The 24,737-nt window shown below is 38.1% G+C and carries 23 protein-coding genes; 1 reads left to right on the top strand and 22 read right to left on the bottom strand.

From position 1 onward, the window contains the following. Positions 1-24: 24 nt before the first annotated feature. Positions 25-1,155, top strand: coding sequence for a nucleotidyltransferase family protein (locus ACE1AT_RS20045; protein WP_374871479.1), 1,131 nt, complete (start codon positions 25-27; stop codon positions 1,153-1,155). Between the two features lie 62 nt (positions 1,156-1,217). Here ACE1AT_RS20045 and ACE1AT_RS20040 read toward each other — a convergent pair whose 3' ends face one another. The 22 genes from ACE1AT_RS20040 to ACE1AT_RS19935 form a co-directional block, all read right to left on the bottom strand. Then, positions 1,218-2,612, bottom strand: a complete 1,395-nt coding sequence (locus tag ACE1AT_RS20040; protein ID WP_374871477.1) for a hypothetical protein — start codon at positions 2,610-2,612, stop codon at positions 1,218-1,220. An 18-nt stretch (positions 2,613-2,630) separates the two neighbouring features. After that, positions 2,631-3,806, bottom strand: a complete 1,176-nt coding sequence (locus ACE1AT_RS20035; protein ID WP_374871475.1) for a glycosyltransferase family 4 protein — start codon at positions 3,804-3,806, stop codon at positions 2,631-2,633. Between the two features lie 22 nt (positions 3,807-3,828). Continuing rightward, positions 3,829-5,094: a glycosyltransferase family 4 protein gene (locus ACE1AT_RS20030; RefSeq protein WP_374871473.1), complete on the bottom strand. Its 1,266-nt coding sequence runs from the start codon at positions 5,092-5,094 to the stop codon at positions 3,829-3,831. A 52-nt stretch (positions 5,095-5,146) separates the two neighbouring features. Beyond that, positions 5,147-6,295, bottom strand: coding sequence for a glycosyltransferase (locus tag ACE1AT_RS20025; protein ID WP_374871471.1), 1,149 nt, complete (start codon positions 6,293-6,295; stop codon positions 5,147-5,149). 35 nt (positions 6,296-6,330) lie between these two features. After that, entirely contained in the window at positions 6,331-6,858 is a 528-nt protein-coding gene (locus tag ACE1AT_RS20020; protein ID WP_374871469.1) for a methyltransferase domain-containing protein, read from the bottom strand. A 47-nt stretch (positions 6,859-6,905) separates the two neighbouring features. Next, entirely contained in the window at positions 6,906-7,913 is a 1,008-nt protein-coding gene (locus tag ACE1AT_RS20015; protein WP_374871467.1) for a glycosyltransferase family 4 protein, read from the bottom strand. A 51-nt stretch (positions 7,914-7,964) separates the two neighbouring features. After that, entirely contained in the window at positions 7,965-9,077 is a 1,113-nt protein-coding gene (locus tag ACE1AT_RS20010; protein WP_374871465.1) for a glycosyltransferase family 4 protein, read from the bottom strand. A 111-nt stretch (positions 9,078-9,188) separates the two neighbouring features. Further along, positions 9,189-10,352, bottom strand: a complete 1,164-nt coding sequence (locus tag ACE1AT_RS20005) for a glycosyltransferase (RefSeq protein WP_374871463.1) — start codon at positions 10,350-10,352, stop codon at positions 9,189-9,191. Between the two features lie 28 nt (positions 10,353-10,380). Beyond that, positions 10,381-11,652 (bottom strand): glycosyltransferase, encoded by a 1,272-nt coding sequence (locus ACE1AT_RS20000; RefSeq protein WP_374871461.1) that lies wholly within the window; start codon positions 11,650-11,652, stop codon positions 10,381-10,383. Between the two features lie 171 nt (positions 11,653-11,823). Continuing rightward, positions 11,824-12,777, bottom strand: coding sequence for a glycosyltransferase family 2 protein (locus tag ACE1AT_RS19995; protein ID WP_374871459.1), 954 nt, complete (start codon positions 12,775-12,777; stop codon positions 11,824-11,826). Between the two features lie 21 nt (positions 12,778-12,798). Further along, positions 12,799-13,632, bottom strand: coding sequence for a glycosyltransferase family 2 protein (locus ACE1AT_RS19990; RefSeq protein ID WP_374871457.1), 834 nt, complete (start codon positions 13,630-13,632; stop codon positions 12,799-12,801). Positions 13,633-13,689: 57 nt separating this feature from the next. Further along, positions 13,690-14,781, bottom strand: a complete 1,092-nt coding sequence (locus tag ACE1AT_RS19985) for a hypothetical protein (RefSeq protein WP_374871455.1) — start codon at positions 14,779-14,781, stop codon at positions 13,690-13,692. Between the two features lie 77 nt (positions 14,782-14,858). Next, positions 14,859-15,698 (bottom strand): glycosyltransferase family 2 protein, encoded by an 840-nt coding sequence (locus ACE1AT_RS19980; protein WP_374871453.1) that lies wholly within the window; start codon positions 15,696-15,698, stop codon positions 14,859-14,861. A gap of 179 nt (positions 15,699-15,877) precedes the next feature. Continuing rightward, on the bottom strand, positions 15,878-16,012 hold the full coding sequence (locus ACE1AT_RS19975) for a hypothetical protein (protein ID WP_374871451.1): 135 nt from the start codon (positions 16,010-16,012) through the stop codon (positions 15,878-15,880). After that, positions 15,991-16,923, bottom strand: coding sequence for a class I SAM-dependent methyltransferase (locus ACE1AT_RS19970; RefSeq protein WP_374871449.1), 933 nt, complete (start codon positions 16,921-16,923; stop codon positions 15,991-15,993). Before ACE1AT_RS19970 ends, ACE1AT_RS19975 begins: the two co-directional genes overlap by 22 nt. Before the next feature lie 84 nt (positions 16,924-17,007). Then, positions 17,008-18,249 carry a glycosyltransferase family 4 protein gene (locus tag ACE1AT_RS19965; protein WP_374871447.1) on the bottom strand — a complete coding sequence of 414 codons (1,242 nt, stop codon included), beginning with the start codon at positions 18,247-18,249 and terminating at the stop codon, positions 17,008-17,010. Then, positions 18,246-19,094, bottom strand: coding sequence for a methyltransferase domain-containing protein (locus ACE1AT_RS19960; RefSeq protein WP_374871446.1), 849 nt, complete (start codon positions 19,092-19,094; stop codon positions 18,246-18,248). Before ACE1AT_RS19960 ends, ACE1AT_RS19965 begins: the two co-directional genes overlap by 4 nt. Before the next feature lie 68 nt (positions 19,095-19,162). Further along, positions 19,163-20,128, bottom strand: a complete 966-nt coding sequence (locus ACE1AT_RS19955; protein WP_374871444.1) for a glycosyltransferase family 2 protein — start codon at positions 20,126-20,128, stop codon at positions 19,163-19,165. 185 nt (positions 20,129-20,313) lie between these two features. Then, positions 20,314-21,627: an ABC transporter ATP-binding protein gene (locus ACE1AT_RS19950; protein ID WP_374871442.1), complete on the bottom strand. Its 1,314-nt coding sequence runs from the start codon at positions 21,625-21,627 to the stop codon at positions 20,314-20,316. A 28-nt stretch (positions 21,628-21,655) separates the two neighbouring features. Continuing rightward, complete coding sequence (locus tag ACE1AT_RS19945; RefSeq protein WP_374871440.1) at positions 21,656-22,483, bottom strand: ABC transporter permease; 828 nt, start codon at positions 22,481-22,483, stop codon at positions 21,656-21,658. 459 nt (positions 22,484-22,942) lie between these two features. Further along, the gene (locus ACE1AT_RS19940; RefSeq protein ID WP_374871438.1) at positions 22,943-23,758 is read right to left on the bottom strand and encodes a WecB/TagA/CpsF family glycosyltransferase; all 816 of its coding nucleotides are present in this window, start codon (positions 23,756-23,758) and stop codon (positions 22,943-22,945) included. Positions 23,759-24,277: 519 nt separating this feature from the next. Beyond that, positions 24,278-24,487: a hypothetical protein gene (locus ACE1AT_RS19935; protein ID WP_374871436.1), complete on the bottom strand. Its 210-nt coding sequence runs from the start codon at positions 24,485-24,487 to the stop codon at positions 24,278-24,280. Positions 24,488-24,737 lie beyond the last annotated feature (250 nt).

The raw sequence follows: 24,737 nt of genomic DNA, 5'->3' as shown, positions 1-24,737 counted from the left end.
CTTATATCAAGTGAACAAAAGCAAATGCAAACTCTACCAAAGTTAAATACCCATATTTTAGGTATAAATGTTTCTCCTGAAATGCAGCTATTGCTTTGTTGTGCTTCTACTCAAATAGATGCAGCCAAAACCGAACAAATCAAAAGTTTGATTCAACAAGCAAATTTAGACTGGCAAAAGATTACCAGTAGTGCATGGAAACACGGTTTGATGCCACTTTTGTATACTAATTTGAATGCGATCGCATCAGATACTGTTCCAAAAGATGTTCTCAATCAACTTCGCAACCTTTTCTACACAAATGCTCAACGCAGTTTAATGCTGACTGGGGAACTTGTGCAACTCCTGCGCCTATTGCAAGAAAATGGAATTTCAGCTGTTCCTTATAAAGGGCCTGTTTTAGCAAATTTATTATATGGAAATATTGGACTGCGTCAGTTCTGTGACTTAGATATATTGGTGCAACAACAGGATGTTTTAAAATTCAAAACCCTGCTCATGTCTAGAGGATACAGACCAAAAGTTCAATTGACAGAAGCTGAAGAAATTAATTATTTAAAAGATAAAAGTAAGCATACTTATAACCTTATAAATGATAGCAAGGGAATAATGGTGGAAATTCATTGGCGAATTACACCACGCTATACATCTGCAATTGAAGTCAAGTATGTTTGGGAAAATCTCCATTCATCTAGCCTTGGCGGCATGAAAATCTACACTTTCTCGGCAGAAGATTGGTTACTATTACTCAGTAACCACGCATCAAGACATCGTTGGGAAAAGCTCAGTTGGTTAGCTGATATTGCAGAATTACTGAGACAGAACACCGAAATTAATTGGGAAAGAGTGATTCAAAAAGCTAATGATTTTGATTGTAGAAGAATGCTTTTTCTTGGTCTTTTTCTCACACGCCAGTTAATAGGAATAAATTTACCAACAGAAGTTATTAACAAAATTAATAATGATCAAAAAGTTACAAAATTAGCTTCAGAAATTAGTCTAGATATACTTAGTCAAAATAATACTAATCAGAAATTTATGCAAAATACTCGCTATCATATTCAGGTAAGGGAGCGTTTGCAAAATAAGATTTTGTACTTAGAATTATTCTGGCGTTGGTTAATCAGAGATAAAAGTGTTTTACTCGATGAATAGTATAATAAAACGAGAAAAAAAGTAATTTAAAAGATAAAATTTCAAAAATTTATCTTGATAATTCATGTTTCAGCCTTTAATTGTCTGTCTGCTTCTATATCCAATTGTGCGTGATAAAAGCGCGAGTGCTTTAAAATTTGCAACTCGTGCCATCGCATACCAATTAACATAGCCATTGAAAGCATATAACCAGGTTCTTCTAGCTGAGTGAAAACGAAACCATAAATCAACACAGTCAGCATTGTAAATTTGCAAAAGTCATCCAAGCAAATTCGGCGCCAGACGATAGACGCCAGATATAAATAAGCTCCTAAACCTGCAAATCCAAAATCTCCCCAAATACCAGCCCAACTCCAAAGCGGAGCGAAAAAGCTAGAGTCTAACCAAGAAAATTCACTCCAAGCATCCCAAACAGCCTGACTAGCAGGATGGGTAGTAGCACCCAATGGTTTCAATAAAAATGAGTAGTCCTTTAACATCCATCCGCCTAATCGTCCAACTGTGTGACCTGGGCCAAGACCAAGCAACCAATTTAAGGGTGATTTATAAAATGTAGGAATAATTCTAATTGGTGCTGATTTAAGTAATGTTGCTTGACCATCAGGACCATAAAGTTCTGGTCTGATCCAAGTATTAAAAGCGCTAAATGCTTCTACATTTTGTATGCACCACCACAGCCCGTAACTTATTAAAATTGCAGCGATCAAATACTGTATGGTTTTTCTCAGGTCTTGTAATTTAATCATGATCAGTATAAACCAAGCTAGCAGCCAGACTAAAAGCACCTGTTTAGCGTCTGCAAATAATAACTGAAAAAAGGCAGCCACAATCATGGAAGATCGTAGCAATATTGGAGCAGTCTTGGCACTGATTAAATAATACAAACCAAAAGACATAGATACAGAAGCAGCGACAACATGACCGGAGCCTGTCAGATAGAAAACTCCTTGAACATTGTCTGTTGGTTGCATTTCAGTGACATTCAAAATGCCGACGATGATCAGAAAATGCTGGGCAATAGCTAAGAAAATATGAAAACAACCGAAGCGTAATATCCAAGTTCTAAATTTTTTAAAGCTTTCTTGAGAAATAGGAATACAAATTATTGCCAGTAAGACTAGAAATGGCTCACTCAGCAACATCAACGATAAGAATATATTAATTAGCCCAGCTTTATTTAAAAAGGCGCTGGCGGTCATCATTCCCAGTAGAATTAAAAAACCAAATAAAAGTGCTTTAGCAATTGAAATTTGGTTTTTATTTCTTATCTTAGTTTTAGTGACTACAATTCCACAAGCGATGGGAACGATTAGGAAGTGAACAAAATTGATTGGCGCGGGGAAACCAATAGAATTAAGAATCCGGGGGAAAAAAGCGGTAGCAAAAGCTAGTATGATCAGAAACGAATTTTTAATGTATCCTTCTTGTTTTTTGTAAACTCCTATTCCAACCTTCATCTATCCCCCTGAATTTACTTAATATTTGCAACCAAAGTTTTGCATCTTAGTATAAATTTCCATGAGTCTTTGGTAATTTTTCTGGGCTGTGTACTTTGCTTCAAACTCTGCCCTTGCTTCCTGGCGCATATCAGCAAGCTTTGTTGGATTTGCTAAAATCCACTCTACCTGGGTGATTAAGTCATTTGCATCACCAGGACGGAAATGAAGCCCAGTTCGACCAGAATCTATCAATTCTGCTACAGCACCGATATTGGCAGCAATCACGGGAGTGCCTTTAGCAAACGCCTCGACTGCAACACGCCCAAAGGTTTCATACCATTTGGAGGGAAAGACCAAAAACATTGCTTCTCCCATCAAATCATGCACTTCTGACATTGCTCTGCGTCCTAGCCATTCTATATAAGAATGCCTTTTGACAGCTGCTACCACTTCGTGAGCTAAAGGGCCATCACCTACAATTTTGAGAGGTATTTGTAGACCGAGATGTTCCCAAGCTTTTAACAGGGTATCTAAACCCTTTTCCACAGAAAGTCTACCTACAAACAGAGCATAACCACCACTTCCGTTACCAATCGCAGGTTCGGGACTGACAAAGTTTGGTTTGACCACAATTTTATCTGCTGGCAGACCACCAGCAATAAATTTCTGACGAGCAAACTCAGTCAGAGCGATGTATAAATCCACCGTCTTGACCCAAGTACTCATCAGTCTATGCACAGTCAGCATTGTCGCAACACCAACACTTGCTACTTTGCTGTTGCGATAACAACCATGCAACACTCCTGGATAGGGAACAGATAGCCCCAAGCAGTCTTCACAAATATTGCCTTCGCGGAAAAATAAAGCGTTGGGACACAGAAAACGGTAATTGTGTAGGGTCTGGACTACAGGTACTTTCTGTGCTTGGGCTGCATAGTAAACTGAAGGCGAAATCAGGGGGAAAAAATTCTGGACGTGAACGATATCACAGGGCTGTTGTTGTAACATATGCCTGACAGTGTGATAAGCTTCATCTGACCAAACTGTTTTGGCGGCAACATTTAGCTTACTCAATTTGGTAACGCGATCGTTATTTTCTTCGTAGACATCAACTTGATGCCCCATCTCTCGTAAAAGTTTGACCTCAGCCTCGTGGCACTCGTCTTCTCCGCCGCGAATCTGGTAGCTATTGTGGATACTTAGAATATGCATACGAGGTTATTCCCACAATAGACTAGTTGGAGTTTAGTAATATCTGTTCAGTCTGAGGAGTGCGACGTCCGGCAATTTCTTCATAGAGTTGAGCTAGGGCTGCACCCATCACTTCTCGGTCAAACACCTCTTTGACTCTGGTTTGGGCGGCTTGGCTCATTTGACTTCTCAGTTCTGGATCTTGCGCTAAAAGGATCATGGCTGAAGCCAAATCCTGTGCAACTTGTTCAGGTGTGTGAGCAGGAACTTTAAAGCCTGTAGCGGATGTAACTTGCACAGTCGGTCCTCCTAAATCCAGACACAAAACTGGACGACCTGCTGCCATTGCTTCCAAGCACACCCAACCACCAGAGTCGTGCAGGCTGGGGTGAACCAAAGCAATACAATCACTTAATTTTTCTAAGCTTTGCTCTCGTGGTAGCCTACCCCAAAATTTCACCTTTTCGGCAATTCCCAGTTTTTCAGCCAGGTTTTGCAGGTTTTGACGCTCAGGCCCATCACCTAGAATCCAGTACTCCGCATCTGGTAGATTAGCTTTGGCAAAGGCATGTAATCCCAGGTGAAAACCTTTCCAGTGTAAGAGTCTACCCATACTAATAAATCTCACGGTAGAGTCAGTGGGCATAGGAAACTGAGCAAGATTGAGAATTTCTTCTTTGGGTAAACCTGATTCGCAAATCACTTCTACCTTATTGACACCCATTTTGCGAATACGTTTAGCTGTATCTTCTGTTGTAGCTCGGACTACAGCACTTTTTTTGGCAGTCAGGTAGACAAATGGATCAAGTTCACCCACGCGGCGAATCAAGCTGCGTGCAGTTTCGTAAGCTTTGGCACGCAGACTAAAATCTTGCCAAAAAGCTTTTGGTGCAGATTCTCCACCACCGACTGGCCCCCAAATAAAGGGTACAGGCAACAGTGATAGGAAACTGGGATTAGAATATTTCACAAAGGTGACATGGTGAATCGCATCAAAGCCAATTTGGCGATGCAGGCGACGGGCAACAAAATATGCTTGAATTTGCCAAAGATAGTAGTGAATTTGCATCGCCCCTGATTGGTTCCAACGCCAGAGGCTTCCCAGGATAGGTAAATTGAAATATACAAAGTGCAAGTTGGGAACTGGGTTACGAGCTAATTCTGCTTCAATAATGTCACCACTTTCATCAGGTCTAGTCAATACCCAGACCTCATGGTATTTGGCGACTTCTCGTGCAACACTCCAACCTACACCAGGCTCAGAACCCCTACCCGGTTCACATGAGTATGCAGATATCAGGATTTTCATACATTATTTCCCTCTATAAAATATCAAAATTTCAAAACACTCAAAATCACCACTATGAGCGGTTGGAGGTGAGCAACAGGTGTTGATACTCTTGCAGTGCTTTAGAGGCGATCGCATCCCAACGCAAATATTCAAGCGCATAGCGTCGTCCGTTGAGTCCCATTTCTTGCCAATGGGTGCGCCGTTCTAATAATTTCATCAAGCCTGCTTTGAGAGAGGATGGCTCTGGTTCGACGACAATACCACACCCACTAGCCTCAACATGTGGTGCAATACCAGCAACTTCGGAAATCAGCAGTACCCGACCAGCCAGCATTGCTTCTATGGCTGCTAAACTAAAACCTTCAAAACGAGAAGGAATACAAAAAATATCGTGTTTTGCAATCAATAAAGAGGGAGATTTGTTGTAATCAGGTTCTAAAAAAGTTACTCTCTCTGACAATCCGAGTTTATTAGTCTGTTCTTGTAGTGCTTTTTTATCTCCCCAATCGGGACCTTGAATAGTAAGTTGAAAATCTGCCACCCTGACAGTTTCTGCAAACCCATCTAGCAGAATATCTAGCCCTTTATTATAAGAATCTAATCGACCTAGAAAGAATATTTTTGGTTTACTATTTTGTTCCCATTTAATAGTCGATTCAGGATAGACATCATCAGGAAAAAAGCCGTTAGGTGTAGCGATAACCGGCGTATGAATTCCCAAATTTCTTAACCATTGAGCGTGACGAATATCTAGAATTTGTACAGCTTGTGCTTGCTTGAGCATTCGTTGCTCTAGTAGATACCAGTATGGCAATTTCAGGTATGCATTTTTCTTAAAAATTGATGGATGATATGGATCGTGGGGTGCGACTATATATGAAATATTTTTTTTTCTTAAAAATTGCGATAATGAATAAACACTACGATGAAATATACCATTGAGGATGACAAGGCTATCGCGAGATAGATTGTTGATATAATCTTTTAAGCCAGTTGCTATCTTGAAAGATGGATGCTTATGTTTGTCATTTGCAAAGCACTCTATTTTGTAGCCAGATTGAGCCTGAAAAGAACTGCTAGCTACACCTTCACACAAAACTGTAACATCCACGCCACAGCTAGCTAATCCAGAAGCCAGACCGTGTACAGCTTTTGTGGTTCCTTCATTGAGATTGTCACCCTGAGGAGGGAAATGTTTGAGGTACAGATAAAGTTTCATTTGGTTGCTTCTGCAAGAATATTAGCAACTGTTTGTTATTTGATTAAAATTACTTCTAAATTCCATGCTGGAAAAATCCGTAATGGAGATTTTTCATAATAATTCTGCATTCTTTTATTTAAATTTATGATTGGCTCTAAAAAAATATTGTAAAAATAAGCAAGTCTTTTTTGGAAATAAAGCTTTATTGATTCGATTTTGGAAAAATGAAAATCAAAATAATATGATCTTTCATCTTCTAATATGAAATAACGAAAGGTATGTATTGAAAAATAACGATGATGGGTGGGATCGGCATAAGCATCACTTGAAGAAAAGTGTGGAACTCTGATAGTAACTTTTCCTCCAGGTTTCAAAATCCGATGGATTTCTCTTAACACAGGAACATATTCAATATGTTCTAGCACATCTTGACATAAAACTTCGTCAAATGCATTATCTTCAAACGGTAGTGGAATTGATGTAAGATCGTGGACAATATCAATACCAGGAAGTTTTACGCAGTCTAAATTAATCCAGCCGGGTCGTATATCTTTTCCACAACCAAGATTCAGTTTCTTCATCAAATTCTCCTCACTTCGTTTGTAAAGATTAGTGCAGCAATAATCAACTATGCTTGTGCTGCTTGTAATACCTGCTGGGTAAGTTTAGCTGTGCGTTCCCAAGTAAAATGCTCGCTTCGCGCTAGGCCTCTAGAAATTAAAGTTTTCCTCAGAGTATCGTCTTCTACAGCAAGGCGAATACCCTCACTAATAGCTTCGACATCATAAGGATCAACTAACACTCCTGCATCACCTACCACTTCTGGAAGCGAAGTGACAGTAGATGTAACTACTGGAACACCACAAGCCATAGCCTCAAGAGCAGGGAGACCGAAGCCTTCATAAAGGGAAGGAAACACCACTGCTATGGCGCCCCGATAATATGCTGGAAGTTTTTCTTCGGGAATAAAGCCTGCAAAGACTACTTTGTCTTGCAAACCTAGTTGATTAATTCGTTCAATAATTGTGTTATCCGGATCACCAGACAGCATCAGCTTTACTTCTTGGCTGATTCCTGACTGTGCAAAGGCAGTCAATAGGCGTGGTAAATTTTTATGTGGTCTGCGGTTTCCCACGTAGAGAAGGTAAGGATAGCCAGGTGTATGGCGATCGCCACTAGGAATGAATTCTGCTCCGACTCCGCACCCAACGACAACAACCTTTTCTTCTGGTAAATCCGCCCATTCGATAATTTCCTGCTTGGAAAATTCTGAACAAGTCAGGACACAATAGGCGCGTCGAGCTGCTGGGCGCACTACATAGCGAAAGTAAGGTTGCATTAATTTACTTGCTTCTTCTGGGAAACGCAGAAGAATGAGGTCATAAATAGTAAATACAAAATGTACAGGACTCCATAGAGGTGGGTTAAAACCAGGGTTAAAGTAAACTTTTGGTCGTAAGTTGATCAACGACCAAGTTTGCCACAAAATGTCCAAACGGTGAAAAGGGTAAGGAGCAAACCCTGGAGGCAGATGTTTAGCCCCTTCTAAGCGATTTGTCATCTCATGGGCAAAACGTCCAATACCATGAGAGCCAATCCAACGAGTATCAATTAGTATTGAAGAATTTGCAGACATTGTTCTCCCTTTAAAAAATTTTTCTAATTGTTTAATTAATTGATAAAACTTCTATTTCAATGCTAACTTTTCATAAACTTCAGCAACTTTTTCTGCTGTTTTTTCCCAAGTAAATAACTTAACTCTTTCCAGCCCCTTTTTGACTAATTCCTGATAATAGACAGGGTTATTTTGTAGATGGTAGACGGCATCTGCGATCGCTTGTTCATCAGTGGGATTAACTAAAATTCCAGCATCACCTGCAACCTCCGGCATAGCTGAGACATTTGAGGTAATCACCGGGGTTCCACAAGCCATTGCTTCTAGGATTGTGATTCCAAATCCTTCATAGAGGGAAGGTGCCATTAAGATATCAGCGGCGTTGTAAATTTGCACCAGAGTTGACTTGTCTGGCTTTCCTAGAAAGCTTACATGATTTTCTAAACCTTGACTCTGGATAAATTTTTCATTATCTTCTGTAAATGGTGAACCTACTCTCCAAAAATGTATAGGTACATCTTTTTCTTTCAAGATTTTTACTACTTTCAGAATGGTATCAATATTCTTGCGAGCAAAATTCCCCCCTACGTTGAGTAGACAAGTTGTTTCTGATGAAATTCCCTGTTTCTTACGAAAAGATTCCGCTTGATTTTTGTTGGGCAAGGGTTTAAATATAGACTCAACGGCGTTGGGAATTACAGTAATACGTGTCGGCTCAATATTTAATATTTTAGTTGTATCTTTAGCTGTTTCAGAAGAAACGGTAATAATGTGATTGGCGTGCTGCATCGATTGCACAGAATGAAGCCACAAACTGTTACTAACTAGAGGAACTTTCACAGAACCTTGAATATGCTCGCTGTAGAAATAGTTGATTAAGTCGTGACAGGTGACAACAACTGGTTTGCCTTTATTTTTTAACCAATTAACGATATGACCTTCACTATGGTCGATGATATGAAATATATCTGCTGTTTGTTTATTAATTTGATTAGGAAAACCCCAGAAACGTTCATAGTATTTTTTGACTCTGAGAAACAAAGAATGATTGCTTCTATCAATCGGACGGGGTATTAGTTCAATAATTTCCCAATTTGGTCTGACGGTTTTGAGTCCTGAAATTAGACCATCGGCATAAACATCCATACTAAAATTGGGCATTGAACGCGCAATCACTACACGCATTACTATCTCGCTTGTATATTGTAGAACTTGATCAAAACTAATTGTCGAACATAGTATTTTCGCAAACCTCGGCAAAATTTTCAGATTTGCACAAAGAAAGCAGAGATTTTATCAAACAGCAGCTAACCCTTCTTTTTTCTGATTGAGCAGCATTTTCCAACAATTGATTAAGCGTTCTGCGATTCGTTCATGGGTATAATGCTGATTGACTCTGGTTATTCCGTAGCATCCTACTTCTTGATGCCATTGTGGTTCGCAAATCATGCGTTCTAGGATTGCTGCCAATCTCTGAGCATCTCCTTCTGGAAACACCAAATCAGAACGCCCAATGACGTTGGGAATTTCGCCAGAACTGGAACCAATCACTGGCACACCCATCGCCATTGCTTCAATTAATACATGACCAAATTGTTCTTTCCAAGTATCAGTGGTGCGTGAGGGCAGAACCAAAACATGAAATTTGCTAAGTTCCTCTGGTGCTTGATCGTGGCGTACTGACCCCCGCCACATAACTAAATCGTCAACCTGTTGTTTTTGTGCCTCTTGTCTCAGTGATTCTTCGTAGTAACCGGAACCACAAAGAATAATCTGAGACTTGAGTCCACGTTCTCTCAGAAGCCGAGCGGCTGCAAATATGGTATCAATACCTTTTTCTGGAACCAATCTTCCGAGAAAACCGATACGAAACTCTTGATTGTTGTCTGCTTCAGATAAGAGCGGACTGAATAAACTAGTATCTACTCCCATCTGAGGCATAACTTCCATCAAGCCAGTGTAACCCCAATGACGCAGCAAATTTGCTCCATCCTGATTGCCAGGAAGTATTAACTGCGAGGTATTGAGGACAAATTGGCACACCCAGTGGCGCGGTTTTGGTAGGATACGTTCCATGTTTTCCCAACCAAATACGACTAGTGGCTTACTGGTGAGTCGGCTCCATACTGCTAACTCAAAAGCACAGAGGGAAAAGACTTCTTCCTCAACTTGCACTAGATCGGGTTGAAAGTCATTGACGACTTTCCAGATTTGCCAAGGTGCATAAATGTGAGCGCCACCGCGACCTGTAAATAATACAGGTGCGGTATAAATTTTGATTTTGGGGTAGGGTTTTTCGACTTCAAAGAAGCGATTCCACTCCAGAGCTTTCCAATTACTAGGAGTTAGCAACCCTACTTCAACTTTACCGGTTTCGGCGATCGCATTCAATTTTCCCTGGTTCACTCCTACTACATAGGTGTGACTGATAAAAAGTACGCGTAGGTGTGAGTCCGTCATGAATTTGTTGTTTTATACTATACTACGGCTATATATAGCTGAATATTGTTTCGGCATACTTTCCAGCTGAGTGTTGTTGAGCAAAATTTCTAGCAGTCATCGAATCGAAAAATCTTTCTGGCGATTCCTGCAAAAACCGAGTTAAACCTTTGGCTACTTCACTTACTACTACCGAATTGACATTAAGACCTAATTTGTAATGGCGTGTCCACTCGCCCATCAGTCCGTAATCACTACATAAAACAGGTTTTTGAGCAGCAGCAGCCCGAATGAGAGTATTGCTTGTTCCTACATGGCGTTGATGGGTAGTCAATACCACATCCGATATCTGGAAATAAGACTGAATTTCCTTTTCCATGACAAACTGATCACGAGTGATGATTTGTACTGGTAGAAGCTGAGAGAGTTTAGTGATTTGAGCTTTTACTTTTGGTTTATCTGCGCTGCTGATACAACCAACTAGCAGCAAACAAAGTTTTTGGGACAGATGGAGCGGTAGCATCGCCACTGCATCTAGAACTTGATGAATGCCTTTGCGCTCATCTATAATGCCAAACATCAGAAATACCAGACGACCTGGTTCTATTCCTAAGTTCGCTTTGAAAGAATTAGCCTTAAATTCCCTATTGGGATAAGTTTGTACTGGATCGGGTAAGTAGACTACTTGGGTATTGCTGTTAGATTGGTTGAGGTGCTTGACTGAAAACTGATCTAGGCTAAATAGAGTTTTAAACTGGGGATGGCCTAGAGCTAGAGAAATGTGAACATGTTCTTGCAAATGGCGGATGTGATCTTTGCGAGAAAGAGTAATACCTTGAAAATCTCCATAGTGAAATCTCGGTCGGAAGTAGATACCAGAAAAAAGACAAGGGAGCTTGCGCCGTAACACAACTGATAACTGAAAGGTATCAAAGTACATTAACAAGCATTCTGTAGTACCTAGATTTTTGGCATACCGACTCATGAGGCTCCACTCGCGCAAAGCCCGTGTTTTGCGCCGCGCAAAGGTAGACCAAGGACCAAGGTCAGACTCTTCTTTGGCTGTAATGGGAACAAAACGCAGGCGATCGCTTCCATAAGTTGCTGCTAATTCCACTACGTCTTGATGTTGCTGCAAAAACTGGGGCATAACTACGATATCCATGTATCCTGGTAAGTTATGTTCACCCCAGTAGCGAATCAAATGTTGAATGAAAGCACCGTGATGACCACCACAAGACATATCAAACAGCATGATCCGACGCCGACTGAGTGCTTTGTGCTTCAACTGTGGCTCTGTTAGCTTATAAGATGTTGTCATCTTTTATCCTCTTGAGCGACTGTTTTTAGCTAAATTGCGCTTGTGGCAACCGCATTGTTTAACTTATCAAGTATATAAAAAATGTTTGCTGGTAATTACTTTATTTGGTCAATTTTGTTGACATCAAGCTCACCACAAACTTCAATCTTTCAGCAACTTTTATATATTCAATTAGCCCTGGTATTGCTTTTGAATCATTAAGTTACTCAAAAATTGGTTTTTTATATCCTGTAGATAATAATACATTATTATACATTGCAGTTTGATTTTTTCATGCCAAAAAATCGAGTTTAAATAAGTTTGTGTAATCACACTATTCTCCAAATCATTATTTCCGGTTTGCTGATTCCAGCACATACCAACAGCAAATATTTTATTGGCAAATTTACTAAATTGTGGAAATTCTTGTTTAATCCACAAACCAGTAAATAAATATTCCCTAGCTTGCATATGTTTTTTATCCTTCCTCAAAGTTCCCATGTTGCTGTTATGTATCCTTTGAAGTGTCAGATCATTCTTTAAGATGAAGCCTTTACTTAGTCCACTAGCCATGAATTTGACATAATGATCACTACCTGGCATTTTTTTGGTTGTAGGCATGGGAAGAATTTTTTCTAAGAGCGATCGCCTAAAACATAGTGCAGACGATGGAGGAAGACAAGGAGGAATTTTACCTGCTTTGATTATTTTACGAAAATCACACTCATGAGATATATAGTTATTTGTTGTAGTAAAATTTAAAGGATTACAATTTTCATCAACTAATTTAATACTATGAAAACACCAACCAATTTCTTCAGAAGATTCAAAAATTTTGACAATATCAGCTATTTTATTCGGTAAAAATACATCATCAGAATCTAGAAAGCAAATGATGTCGCCTCGGCTAGCAGCAAAACCTGTATTATAATTTGATGGTTGTCCACCATTTTCTTTAAATATGGGTAATATTTTCTCACCATAATTAGTGATAATTTCTCTCGACTTATCCTTTGAGCCATCATCTACAACAATAATTTCAATATTTTGATAAGTTTGCTTCAGAGCGCTATCAATTGCGTCGCCTATGAATTTTTCATAGTTATAGTTAGCAATCACAATACTAACTAAAAGTTGGTCTTTCACATTCTACTCCTTTGCAATTAATCAGGTGAGACTGTTTAGCAGTTTTGCTTTTGTTCTTGTAAAGATTTGATCTGGATGTTTTGCAATAAACTTGATTCTTTCCAGATTTCTCAATAGTGTATATTCAACTGTCACTAGAAAACGTTGGAATGGTGGAAGATTTTTGCGATAAGCTTTGAGTAAGCGGCATATCCGAGGTAAAGTTTGATTATTTTTCATATCATCAACAGTCTTGGTACCTTCTAGCCTGCGATGATTACCCCAAATCTCATCTACATATTTTACGTTTGCTACTTGCACCGCTCTAAATATAAAATCAATATCCATTGCATAATGTTCATCAAGTTTATACAAACCTATTTTTTGATGTAGAGAAGTATGATAAAAATAAGCAGCAGGATTTGCTGGGAATGGGTTTTTCCAAGGTCCTACTAATAATTGTGCTAGTGCCATATTTTTAGGCTTATTAATATCCTCAAGCTCTCCAGCATCATTCCAAATATTGCAATTAGCGACAAGAAAACTTGGTTCAGAAAGTTGTTGGAAATAGTCTAATACCCGATTCAGAACATTAGGTTCATAATAGTCATCTACATTTAAAAAACCTAAAATCTCTCCCTTTGCCATTGCAATACCTTTATTCATTGCATCTGACTGTCCCTTGTCAGGTTCCGAAATCCAGCGAATGTGTGGATATTTATCTGCATACTGTTTGATAATTTCTACAGTTCTATCTTTAGAACCACCATCGACGATGATATGCTCAATATCGGGGCAATTTTGGTCAATTACTACTTTGATGCAGTCTTCAATGAAGCGATCGCCGTTATAAACTGGGGTAATGATGCTGAACATGTTTATATATATTTGGAAATGTTAATTTTACGACTGAAATTAAGATGAATTGGTTGATTAAGTGCTTGAGGTTGAAAGTTCTTGGAGGCAATCAATAAAACGTTTTTCTGCTGATATAGGACGCTCCAACATCACAGGTGTATCCAAATTTTTAAATAACAAATTTGCCATCTCATGTTTATTGTCATAACAATAAATACCCGGATAGTCAAAAGCACTTCTACAAGTATTACTATTAGCAATTACAGGAATACCAGCAATAATCATTTCGGGAATACGAGTTAGGGCGCCAACTCCTGCCTTCTGATGTACTAATACTGCTTTAGCATTAATTAAGAGGTGATTTAGTTTTTTTTGTTCCACTGCTCCATGAAGAATAAATTTTGGACTTTTACAGTATTCTTGAAGTTTTTCTGTACCATAACCAGCAATATCAACTTCACAATCCAACAGTGTCTCGATTTCAGATAGCCACTGAATTTGTTCAATCATTCCCAAACGTGTAGGTGGGTTTTCAGCTGTTCCTACAATTAAAAATCTCCGCGGTTGTGAATTTTTTCTACTCTGCCTAATTTCTAGCAAATTTGATAATATAGATTTTGGTGGATAGTAAGGTAAAAAATCAGCATTTATTCCACGTAACTTAAGCAACCACTGCTCCTCACGAGAAATACAAAAGATTGCATCTGCTTTTGCAAGATGATAAATTTCACTTTCTAAACTGTCTGGTAAATATTTCCGAGTTAAAGGATCTGCGTGATCTGTTACCAAAGATTCAATATTATGGGGAAGGGCCAGTATCTTAAAGCCAAATTGTTTTGCGACGTAGGGTGCAATATAGTTTTCTGTTGCTTCCCAAACTAGGGCTTTTGCACCTTGATGTTCAGTCAAATACTTGTGATAGATATGATACTTTTGACCACAATCACCAATAACTTTATAGGAGGGAAATATTTTAAGTTTATATTTTGCTATACAATTGATACCACTAATATATTTATCTAATTTAGGAACAGGTGTAATTTTAATATCGTTAGCTTCTGAACCTGATAGATTAACTAGCTCTTTAATTTGAGCAGTTCTACGATGTCCACCATCGCCATTAGGAATTCCTGCAAATTTAGAATTGTGCAATATTGCTTTTATCATCTAAATATATATCTCCAAGACAAGATATTCACATATTTATCACTATTTAAGAGTGCAATGTTTATAATCAATACTAATCAATTTAATATTTTTGCTACTTTTGCCTTGAAGCTAGGCAATAACTCTTGACGATTGCTTGAAAAATATTTGAGTTTTTGCCATACCTTGGTTCTATAAAGTTTAGATTTTATAAATATTTTCCATTGCATGACTAAGGGCAGTTGTTTTCGATAAGCCTTTAATAGTTGTTTTGCACGATGGATACTCTGACCATTTTTCATATCAACTACTGTTTTAGTGTCCTCCAGTAATCGATAATTTCCCCAAGTTTCATTTATATAAGTTACTGTCGCTGCTTGAACTGCCCTAAGTAAGAAATCTAAATCCATTACAAAATGTTCTTCAACTTTGTAAAATCCTATTTTTTCATGTAGTGACTTATGATAAAAATAGGCAGCTGGATTTACTGGATGAGGATTTACTTCAGCACCTAGTAATAGTTCAGTAAACTTTAATTTAGCTGGCTTATTGATAAAAATTAGCCTACCTTCATTATCCCATACGTTACAGTTGCCAACTAGTAAACTTGGTTCTGTTAATGTCTTAAAGATTTCTGAGACTCGATTTAATACATTTTGCTCATAGTAATCATCAACATTCAAAATAGCTAATATTTCTCCCCTAGCCATTGCAATCCCTTTATTCATTGCATCTGACTGACCTTTGTCTTTTTCTGAAATCCATTGGATATGGGGATACTTCTGTGCGTACTCTTGAATAATATCTACAGTTCCGTCTGTTGAGCCACCATCAGAAATGATGTGTTCGACATCAGGACTGTTTTGATTGATTACAACTTTTATACAAGATTCTATGAATTTTTCGCCGTTGTAAACTGGGGTAATAACACTAATCATGATTCAATGTGTTTGAGAGGATAATTTTTTTGATGTTGAAAAATTCATCAAACTATTTTTTGTACATCGCCTTGTAGTATTTTGATACTTACTAAATCATCAGAATGAATCGAAAATAATTTTGTTCCAATTTAATAAAAATTTTGTATAGTTAAAATTTATCTTTCATTAATGATTTATTAAAAATTTTCTAAAATATTGTTGTACAAATCAATGTACCGTTTCGCCTGTAATTCTAGTGAATATTCCTCAAGGGCGATCGCTCGACATTTTTGACTAATTTGATCAGGTTTTATACAGCTTTTTTCATCCACAGACTACCGCCGGTATTGCGTAAACATAAAGGAATTTTACGCTCAAGTTCATCTTGATAGAAATGACCCATAAATGAGTTAAAGTATAAAATATTAAAAACGGAATTGTATTGAAGAAAAGCTCTCAAGAAGTAATTTTCATTCCATGCTCTTCCCTCTTCAACCCACTCTTTTGGATACTCGAAGGAACAAAAAACATCGTGAAAATGTACGATTACTCCGGGCTTGAGTCGAGGAAGGATCTCAAAGATGATATGTGCAACATCACTGCCAATTTTAACTACGTGTGACGAATCCACAAACAAAATATCACCTGCGTTTAGCATTTGAAACAATTCAAGTTCAACTTCTTGAACTGGTTTTTCAATCACTTTATGCTGATGCTTATCCTTTTCGTTTAATAAACTATAAAGTCGTTCAGGGTAAGGTTCGATAAACGTGAAATTTGTAACGTTAGCCAGAAAAGTTTCGTTTGTGTCCAACATAACTGCTGAGGAAAAACCAGAGCCAATCTCAATCACTTTTTTAGGCTTGAAATGACGTAGCATAGCATATAAGATGATTGCGTCTGAGTAGCAGAAAAATTGATTTTGGTAGTAATATCGGCTAGATGTACTTGGTTGTTCTGGAAAAGGTAATTCCTCATAGTAGAGAGCAAGTAACTCAAGCATTTTGAGTTGCTCTTCTTCTCTTAAGTCTATGCTAGGAAATTCCTTTTTATTTTGAAAAATTAAATCCTCTTTTTCTAGCACATCACTAAGATTGGGAATAGGTGAATAGAAATGACCAGGTGGAAAAGTGCGGAGAAAAGGAGAGGTGTATAACTTATCAATGTCGTAACCCTGTTGAAAAAAAATAGACAACTTACGAAGTCCAGGAATATTACCGACTAATGCTTTAACTTTGTTCATGTTATCTGTTTATAATTAAGACAATGGTTTATAAACAAGTGCTATATATTGAGAAATAGTCTAGAAATTTTGTTATTTCTAAAACTACTTACAAGCTATTTCCTCTGAATTTTGCAAAATTTGGTGATACAAATCAATGTATCGTTTAGCCTGTAATTCTAGTGAATATTCCTCAAGGGCGATCGCTCGACAATTTTGACTCATTGAATCGCGTAAACTTGCATCCTCCAATAGCTCTACAATTCCTTGGCAAAAATCATCAGTATCTTCTGGTGTGGCTAAATAGCCTGTGATTCCTGGACGTACCAAATCAGGAACACCACCTATTTTGAATGAGACCATCGGAGTACCACAAGCCATACTTTCCTGTAGTACCAGAGGAAGATTATCAGCACGAGTAGGAAAAATAAATAAATCTGCGGCAGAATAAGCAATAGATTTCAAGCGATCGCTGCTTACATAACCGAGATTGACCGCAGCTATTCCCACTGCTTCCGAAAATTTGTCATCACTATTACCTAAAGTTAACAATACTGTTTCAGCTTTGAGAGAAGCAGGTAATTTTTGCAGTGCTTTCAATAATAAATCTCCTCCCTTACGGGAATCCGTCAGATTGTCAGCACCAAACATTAATACTTTTTTATTCACAGGTATATCTAGCACAGAACGACATTGTTCTTGCTCTAATGGTTGATATGCTTGTGTGTCAATACCGTTAGGGATATGATAAATAGGAAAGTGGTTTAGTATACTTTGCTTGGCTTCCTCTGTTAGCCAATTACTGGGAGCGGCGATAGTCAGGTTTGAGCGGCTGTAAACCCAGCTTTTAAGTCTCCATTCAATATTGGTGTTATCTCTAACAACAGCAGGATAGCTATCTAGATGAGGACATTTACCGCAACCATTTTTCCAGCGACTACAATCATAGCTATAGGCGCAATGACCAGTAAAGCTCCACATATCATGGAGGGTAAAGACTGCTGGTTTGTTTTGAGTTAATGTTGGAATTGCCAGATAGTTGAAATAACCAGTGTGCAGGTTGTGAAAATTAAGAACATCTGTATTTTTGTAGAAACTGTGCTTGGGAATATCAAAGCTACTGATATAGTTGAGGGAGTTCAAGCCAAGACGTGAAGTAATACGTAAGAGTTGTTTCTCAATACGGTGGTTGCTTGGCATTGTGGCCACACAATCACTGTTAGTTTTAACTGTACCCACAAGTAGTCGTGAATCTACACCTTGAGCTAGCAAGCCTTGATGTAGTCGATAGGCTGCGATCGCAGCTCCACCAGCAATATCAGATTGGTTGATATGTAAGACATTCATGGTGCTGGCTTAATTGCTTCTACAAAGATAGAGTCTGGTTTATAAACTGTGCCATCAGCTTCTGTATCTAAATTGAAATCGACCCAGCCTGGAATATAGCTTTCAATTGCAGTTCGTTGAATAATATTTTGAAAACCACATTTCTCTAAAAGAATACTTAGGGAATAACGGTCATACATCCATTGGTGAACCTCTCCACCCTGACGGAATCGTCCAATTTGTAAAGCATTGTATTCATGACCAAGTAGAATCTTGAATAGTGACTCTCGGCGGTACTCTCGACAGCGCAAAAAGCGGTAAATCTGTTTTAAGAAGTACTTTGGTTGAGTTTCTGATGTTTGCTGAGATTTTTGCTTGTATTGATGTCCAGCTTCTATCAAACTTTTGGCTTCGGTACCACTACGTTTAAGAATAAATTCTTGATTAGGTATATTTTTTTGGAGGAGATATTTTGCCATATTTCCTCCAGGTTCGTTTCTCACAGTTTGATCATACATTTCTAGTAATGTCCATTCGTAGTTAGCTGCCCATTCTTTATCACCTAAACTAGTTTGTTCTAATGCTAGTAAATATGTTCGAGCTATTTGCTCTAAATCAGGCACTGCTACTCGTAAAATACCTTGTGGACGTAGGACACGATAACATTCTTTCAGAAATGAATCTGCGGCAGTTTTAGAAAAATGTTCAAGCAAATGGGAGTGGTAGACAACATCAAAGGAAGCATCAGGAAAGCAAATACCTTGAGTGAGGTTGTGAGCAATCACATCTTCGCCTGTCGAGATAAAATTTACGTTTGTCCATTCAGGATGAAAACGACGACCACAACCAAGGTTTAGATAGTTCATTTTTCAAAAACAAAAACGCAGAATTGTATATTTACACTTAATTTAGTCAAGAAATACTCTGTTTAAAATTAGTTACTCCAAACCAAAGTTTTTTTCATTTTTTGTTTTAACTTATCGACATATTGATGCATAAACTGACGTAATTTCCCAGGTAGGGTATCTGCATCTCTCATACCTTGACCACCAAAAACATAGTTAAAAGTATAGGCGTCAGCTTCTTGATGCCTAACAATAAATGGAGGATGAGTTACTTCCCAAATATTTGTTGTTGCCAATCTTGATATTGGACTATCAGCCACTGTATGAGCAGCATCTTCTCGGTTAAAACCAAGATTTGAAACAAGATTTTTATTAGGTGTTATTATCAAACCATTTTGAGACCAGCAGGCATATGTCCATTGATAGTCCCAAGTATCTATGACTTGAGGATCTACATACATTTGCTCAAGTATGTCTGTCCAATATTTTTCTTCGTATGGATCTTCACAAATATACTTAAGTAATCCTGCTCTCTTAAACTCAGGCCAAGTTTTCATGTAGTAATCATAATGTTGCCAAGCTCTTCTCCAAGAAGCCCAACCCCAAGCGTGCATATATTTTGAGAAGTAATAACTATACTCATTGCGGTTTTGCTTCTGGAAGTTATTACCCGTAATATGCATAATTCGATCATCATCTCGATATCGCTCTAGTAGGGTTTGACAAAAATGAAAGAAAGATGCAGTAGGCAGCGTATCATCTTCTAGAAAAATTGCTTCTTCAACTTGTGAAAAAACCCAATCAAACCCACTGGCTTCACGGCGTCCACATCCCAAGTTAGTATCTGAAAAATTAGTCAAAACCTCGCAATCCCAATCTACTTTTTTAATGACAGACCTAGTTTTCTCACATTTTTCAGCTTCTTCAGGAAAGCGTGGACCATCTGCAATTACAAATAGTTTTTTAGGTTTAGCTTGGGCAATAGCCGCAAACACTTGTTCCGTTAAATCAGGGCGGTTAAAAATCAGGAAAGCTACAGGAGTTGATAAAGACATCGGTTTCTCTATTGAAAAAAATACAAAAACTTAAACTTAATTTGCTTTGAATTATTTTTTATTCTGAATATGTCTTATTTTGCATAAAATAAAGATGAGAATACTTGGCAATATAATAAATAATCACTGTTATTTTTATAAATCAAAATAATGGAAATAGACATAATAACTCAATTGAAAATAAATCATAATAAATAGTTGTGATTATTTATGGCAATTTTTGTAGACCAATTAGCTTTTGCTAAAATCTTACAGTGACTTGGAAGACCAGAACTACCTGTACCAAAGAAATCACCACCATCTACATTTACAGAGGCAGCATCTTCAATATAATCTAGTATTTCTGTGTCAGAATGTGATATGAAAATAGAAAATCTATATGATCCATGAGTCAATAGTAAATTGTTTATCCCACAAAAAATATAACCTTTATCAGGATTTAAACTAACATTACTTTTGGTGAAATTAGTGCGTAATAACAGGATTCTGTTACCCTTTTCATCAAAAATATCCAAACTGACAACCACATCTTTCAGAGCAATCCCTGTATTATTTAAATAGCCAATCTCAAAATAATAATCCTCGCCAGATTTGAGAGAACTTTCTTGTATTCCTTCTGAATTTAATATTCTGAAACTGGAAGCTCTAACTCTACCAGAACCACTGCGATCAGTTCTTTGCCATAAAGGTGTCATTTCACCAAGACTATAAGCTTTTTCAAGATAAGCTCTAACAGCTTGCTCAGATGTGCCATCTATAGATATTGTTCCTGATTCAAGTAAAATGCCCCTAGTACACAAGGATTCGACAGCACTCATTTGATGGCTCACAAATATCACTGTTCTTCCTTCCTTACCTACATCCTCCATCTTCCCCAGACATTTCTTCTGAAACTGAGCATCTCCCACAGCTAGCACTTCATCAACTATCAAAATCTCTGGCTCCAAATGCGCTGCAACAGCAAACGCAAGACGCACATACATACCAGAGGAATAGCGCTTTACTGGTGTATCTAAAAACTTTTCAACTTCAGCAAAATCAACAATTTCATCAAATTTTCTTTTAATCTCTGCCTTACTCATCCCCAAAATTGCACCATTGAGAAAAATATTTTCTCTCCCTGTCAATTCTGGATGAAAACCTGTCCCAACTTCTAATAAACTAGCTACTCTTCCATTGATTTTGATTCTTCCGTTCGTAGGTTCCGTAATTCTGCTGAGAATTTTCAACAGAGTAGATTTCCCAGCGCCATTACGCCCAATAATCCCTACTCTATCACCCTGCTTAATCTCAAACGACACATCCTTTAAAGCCCAAAATTCTTCACGACTTGGACTATAGATTTCCTTCCCAGAAGGCTTGAGAAATTTTTGACTCAGTGATTTTGCTCCATTACTGATAACTTCCCGCAAAGATTTGTACCTGCTTTGTCCTTCTTGCTGATGACTCAGGACGTACTTCTTACTTAGGTTATCAACCCGGATTACAGTATCTGACATTTGCTTAACTCCTACTTCAACCACATACCTAAATTACGTCAGCAAAAGTACGTTCCATCTTGCGGAAATACCAAATACCGCTTCCTAGAAGTAGAAACACAATCACCAGAGATAGTGCAAACCCAGGAACATATACCTGCGACTCCCCACCCAAAATTGCCCAACGGAAACCATCGATTACTCCTACCATTGGGTTAAGGGAATACAACAAGCGCCATTGTTCTGGGACAATCTTGCTGCTAAAACCGACTGGAGAAATATACAGACCAAACTGGACGATAAAAGGTACTATGTAGCGGAAATCTCGATACTCGACAGTTAAAGCCGCTAGCCATAATCCCACCCCCATCGAGGCTGCAAAGGCAATGAGAATAAATAGGGGTAGTGTAAGAATGCGCCAATCAGGCACAAAGTTGTACCAAGCCATCAACCCCAGCAAAATAATGCCAGAAATCATGAAGTCTACAAAACTAACGATTACCGCCGAAGTTGGCACAATCAAACGCGGAAAGTAGACTTTAGAAAGAAGGTTGGCATTGCTAATTAAGCTGTTACTGCATTCACTTAGCGCACCAGAGAAAAACTGCCAAGGTAACATTGCCGCATAAACTAGAATTGGGTAAGGTGTATCACCTTCACTAGGAAGCTTTGCCAAATTACCAAATACAACGCTAAATACTATCATTGTCAGAAATGGGCGAATCAATGCCCAGGCCATGCCAATGACAGTTTGCTTGTAGCGCACCAAGATATCACGCCACGCTAGAAAGTAGAAAAGTTCTCTGTATTTCCACAGGTCTTGCCAATACTGTCTTTCAGTGCGACCCGCCTCAATAGTTAGTTCGTTTGTCTTCATCTACTTATCCGTGTGTGTTACATCAACTTGAACAAAGCTTGCTAGTGTGCAGCTTAGGTGACTTAACATTTCAGAAAAAATACTGTTTTTATTTGCCCCTTCAGTTACTTCTCTTAGGAATTCTCATATCAGGAAATATTTTGTAATCTATACCAGAGTCTTTCCGAAAAAAAATCTACTGAAGCAGATTTTCGCCAATTCAGTACAACAACACGAAAACACGAAATAAATAGCGACAGAACAATGATTATTTTTGGGCAGCTAGTTTTGAGGGTTCGTAGTAAGCACGCTTGGTGCTTAAAAATTTAGGACTAAAGTCCTGACTACGAACTTGATACGAACTTGAGTGGAGGTTGAACAGGAACTCTAGGCCGAGAATTTGATTTGGTCATACAACCTCCCTTGGGATCGGAATTTTCCTTGCAAGAATGGAAAAATGAAAAAGCTAGTTGGTCACAACTACTCAACTCTCCATCCCAAATAACGTTCGCGAATATGAAATGGAGTACTAAACGAACTCGACATCAATAATTGCTTCAAAGCCAGCAATACGAAGGGTGGGATTGTCGTCATATAGCGATTCCAAAGGCGCCGGGGTTCTTGAATCCATCTATATAACCATTCAAAACCTAAATCTCGCACCATTCGGGGCGCTCTTTTGTGAATCCCTGCATATACGGGAAATACCCCACCTAAGCCAATCATCACTGCCTGAATTTTACCCTGATGCTGATCCATCCACCTTTCCTGTTTTGGACAGCCTAAAGAAACAAAGACTATGCCAGCGCCACTGGAGTTAATCTTTTGGATCAGGGCTTCATCTTCTTTGGCAGTTAAGGGACGAAACGGTAAGGGTTCCATGGCAGCAATTTTTAAGTTAGGATATTCAGTCTCTAACTTTGTTCTCATACGAGACAAAATTTCGGTTTGAGAACCCAGAAAAAAAACACTTACATTAAGTGTTTGAGCTAGCTGACATGATGCTTGTAGAATATCCATTCCCGCTACACGGTCTTGGTATCGCGCTCCTTGTAGCCTCATCATCCACACTAAAGGCATACCATCAGGAGTGACTAAATCTGCATTATGCAGTATGCTAGCGAACTCTGGATTCCAATGAGCTTCCATGAGCATATGCACATTGGCTACACATACAGTCTTGCTCGTGCGCGCGATCGCCCACCTCAAGATTGTCTGTATTTGTTCATCAAAACGTAAGGCAGTAATTGGGAACTCCAGCACTTTCTGAGTAGGTAGAAAAGTTCTTCCTACCATAAGTCACTCCTTGTGTCACAGATAAAATCAAATAACTACATAACCATCCCCAACGTATAAAACCTCAAGCTTTGACTAAAAGTTTAGCTTTTGAAATACTTGGGAGTAACGTAGGTAGTTAACACATGGAGATGCAATGGTTATATACAGTAAATTACTGCTTCCCTGGTAATAATTTAATCAAGCTATCTGTATATTACCTTACTCCACATTGATACCTTGTCAGTAGCTTTTTAGTAAACTTCATACTTTCTTCATATTTGCTTTAAATTATTTTTGCAATCATTAATGAAGATTCTGTAAAAGCAAAACAAATTCTTTATGTAAAAACTATTACTGAGCAATCACAACAATTTTTTTGCTGTCTATACTACTTGTTATATGGATATTTGTCAGAAGTTAATTTATTTGAATCTGTAATTTTTCTTGTTAAGCAAAATATTGGCTAATTGATTGATCGCACTGTGCTAGTGCAATAACTGTCACCTATTAACACAAAACTAACAACTTTGTTTTTTATTATGCTGAGAAAGCCCAAAAAAAAAGGGGGAAGCTAACATTTTCTTCCCCCGTTCCCTGATTGTTATTCTTATTGATATCGTTGTCTGTCTTCAGCCTGCGCCTTAGCATCTGCTGCTGTTTCTTCAATTGTCGTTTTCTTGCAGAACCGCCTTTACCTTTATCATTCCTCCCCTCTCGACGAGGAGATTCCCATCTTTTGAGCCTCATAAATAATTTCCTTATCTGAAATAAAAACTCAATTTTTGATTACAAAATAAAACTTGTACTTGCCCTCTGCCTATAACCTGATTTGACAGCTTGTAGTACTATAATATAGTATAATTCATTTTTCTTGAAAGCGTCAAATTCAAATAAAATGTTTTTAGATTAATCTATACTTGCTTTGTGAGAATAAAGTCAGAAATATCACTACAATACTAAGTTGGGTCAGTTGTGTAAATTCCAGTCTTTAACTGTT

This window comes from Pelatocladus sp. BLCC-F211 (assembly GCF_041928655.1).
In the GTDB taxonomy this organism is placed as follows: Bacteria; Cyanobacteriota; Cyanobacteriia; order Cyanobacteriales; family Nostocaceae; genus Pelatocladus.
Note: the sequence above shows the minus strand (reverse complement) of the source record. Positions and strands in the feature narration are given on the sequence as shown.

Coding starts and splice junctions, on each gene's coding strand:
- ACE1AT_RS20045 (WP_374871479.1), top strand. CDS start 25: ATGCAAACTCTACCAAAGTTAAATACCCATATTTTAGGTATAAATGTT.
- ACE1AT_RS20040 (WP_374871477.1), bottom strand. CDS start 2,612: ATGAAGGTTGGAATAGGAGTTTACAAAAAACAAGAAGGATACATTAAA.
- ACE1AT_RS20035 (WP_374871475.1), bottom strand. CDS start 3,806: ATGCATATTCTAAGTATCCACAATAGCTACCAGATTCGCGGCGGAGAA.
- ACE1AT_RS20030 (WP_374871473.1), bottom strand. CDS start 5,094: ATGAAAATCCTGATATCTGCATACTCATGTGAACCGGGTAGGGGTTCT.
- ACE1AT_RS20025 (WP_374871471.1), bottom strand. CDS start 6,295: ATGAAACTTTATCTGTACCTCAAACATTTCCCTCCTCAGGGTGACAAT.
- ACE1AT_RS20020 (WP_374871469.1), bottom strand. CDS start 6,858: ATGAAGAAACTGAATCTTGGTTGTGGAAAAGATATACGACCCGGCTGG.
- ACE1AT_RS20015 (WP_374871467.1), bottom strand. CDS start 7,913: ATGTCTGCAAATTCTTCAATACTAATTGATACTCGTTGGATTGGCTCT.
- ACE1AT_RS20010 (WP_374871465.1), bottom strand. CDS start 9,077: ATGCGTGTAGTGATTGCGCGTTCAATGCCCAATTTTAGTATGGATGTT.
- ACE1AT_RS20005 (WP_374871463.1), bottom strand. CDS start 10,352: ATGACGGACTCACACCTACGCGTACTTTTTATCAGTCACACCTATGTA.
- ACE1AT_RS20000 (WP_374871461.1), bottom strand. CDS start 11,652: ATGACAACATCTTATAAGCTAACAGAGCCACAGTTGAAGCACAAAGCA.
- ACE1AT_RS19990 (WP_374871457.1), bottom strand. CDS start 13,632: ATGTTCAGCATCATTACCCCAGTTTATAACGGCGATCGCTTCATTGAA.
- ACE1AT_RS19985 (WP_374871455.1), bottom strand. CDS start 14,781: ATGATAAAAGCAATATTGCACAATTCTAAATTTGCAGGAATTCCTAAT.
- ACE1AT_RS19980 (WP_374871453.1), bottom strand. CDS start 15,698: ATGATTAGTGTTATTACCCCAGTTTACAACGGCGAAAAATTCATAGAA.
- ACE1AT_RS19970 (WP_374871449.1), bottom strand. CDS start 16,923: ATGAACAAAGTTAAAGCATTAGTCGGTAATATTCCTGGACTTCGTAAG.
- ACE1AT_RS19965 (WP_374871447.1), bottom strand. CDS start 18,249: ATGAATGTCTTACATATCAACCAATCTGATATTGCTGGTGGAGCTGCG.
- ACE1AT_RS19960 (WP_374871446.1), bottom strand. CDS start 19,094: ATGAACTATCTAAACCTTGGTTGTGGTCGTCGTTTTCATCCTGAATGG.
- ACE1AT_RS19955 (WP_374871444.1), bottom strand. CDS start 20,128: ATGTCTTTATCAACTCCTGTAGCTTTCCTGATTTTTAACCGCCCTGAT.
- ACE1AT_RS19950 (WP_374871442.1), bottom strand. CDS start 21,627: ATGTCAGATACTGTAATCCGGGTTGATAACCTAAGTAAGAAGTACGTC.
- ACE1AT_RS19945 (WP_374871440.1), bottom strand. CDS start 22,483: ATGAAGACAAACGAACTAACTATTGAGGCGGGTCGCACTGAAAGACAG.
- ACE1AT_RS19940 (WP_374871438.1), bottom strand. CDS start 23,758: ATGGTAGGAAGAACTTTTCTACCTACTCAGAAAGTGCTGGAGTTCCCA.
- ACE1AT_RS19935 (WP_374871436.1), bottom strand. CDS start 24,487: ATGAGGCTCAAAAGATGGGAATCTCCTCGTCGAGAGGGGAGGAATGAT.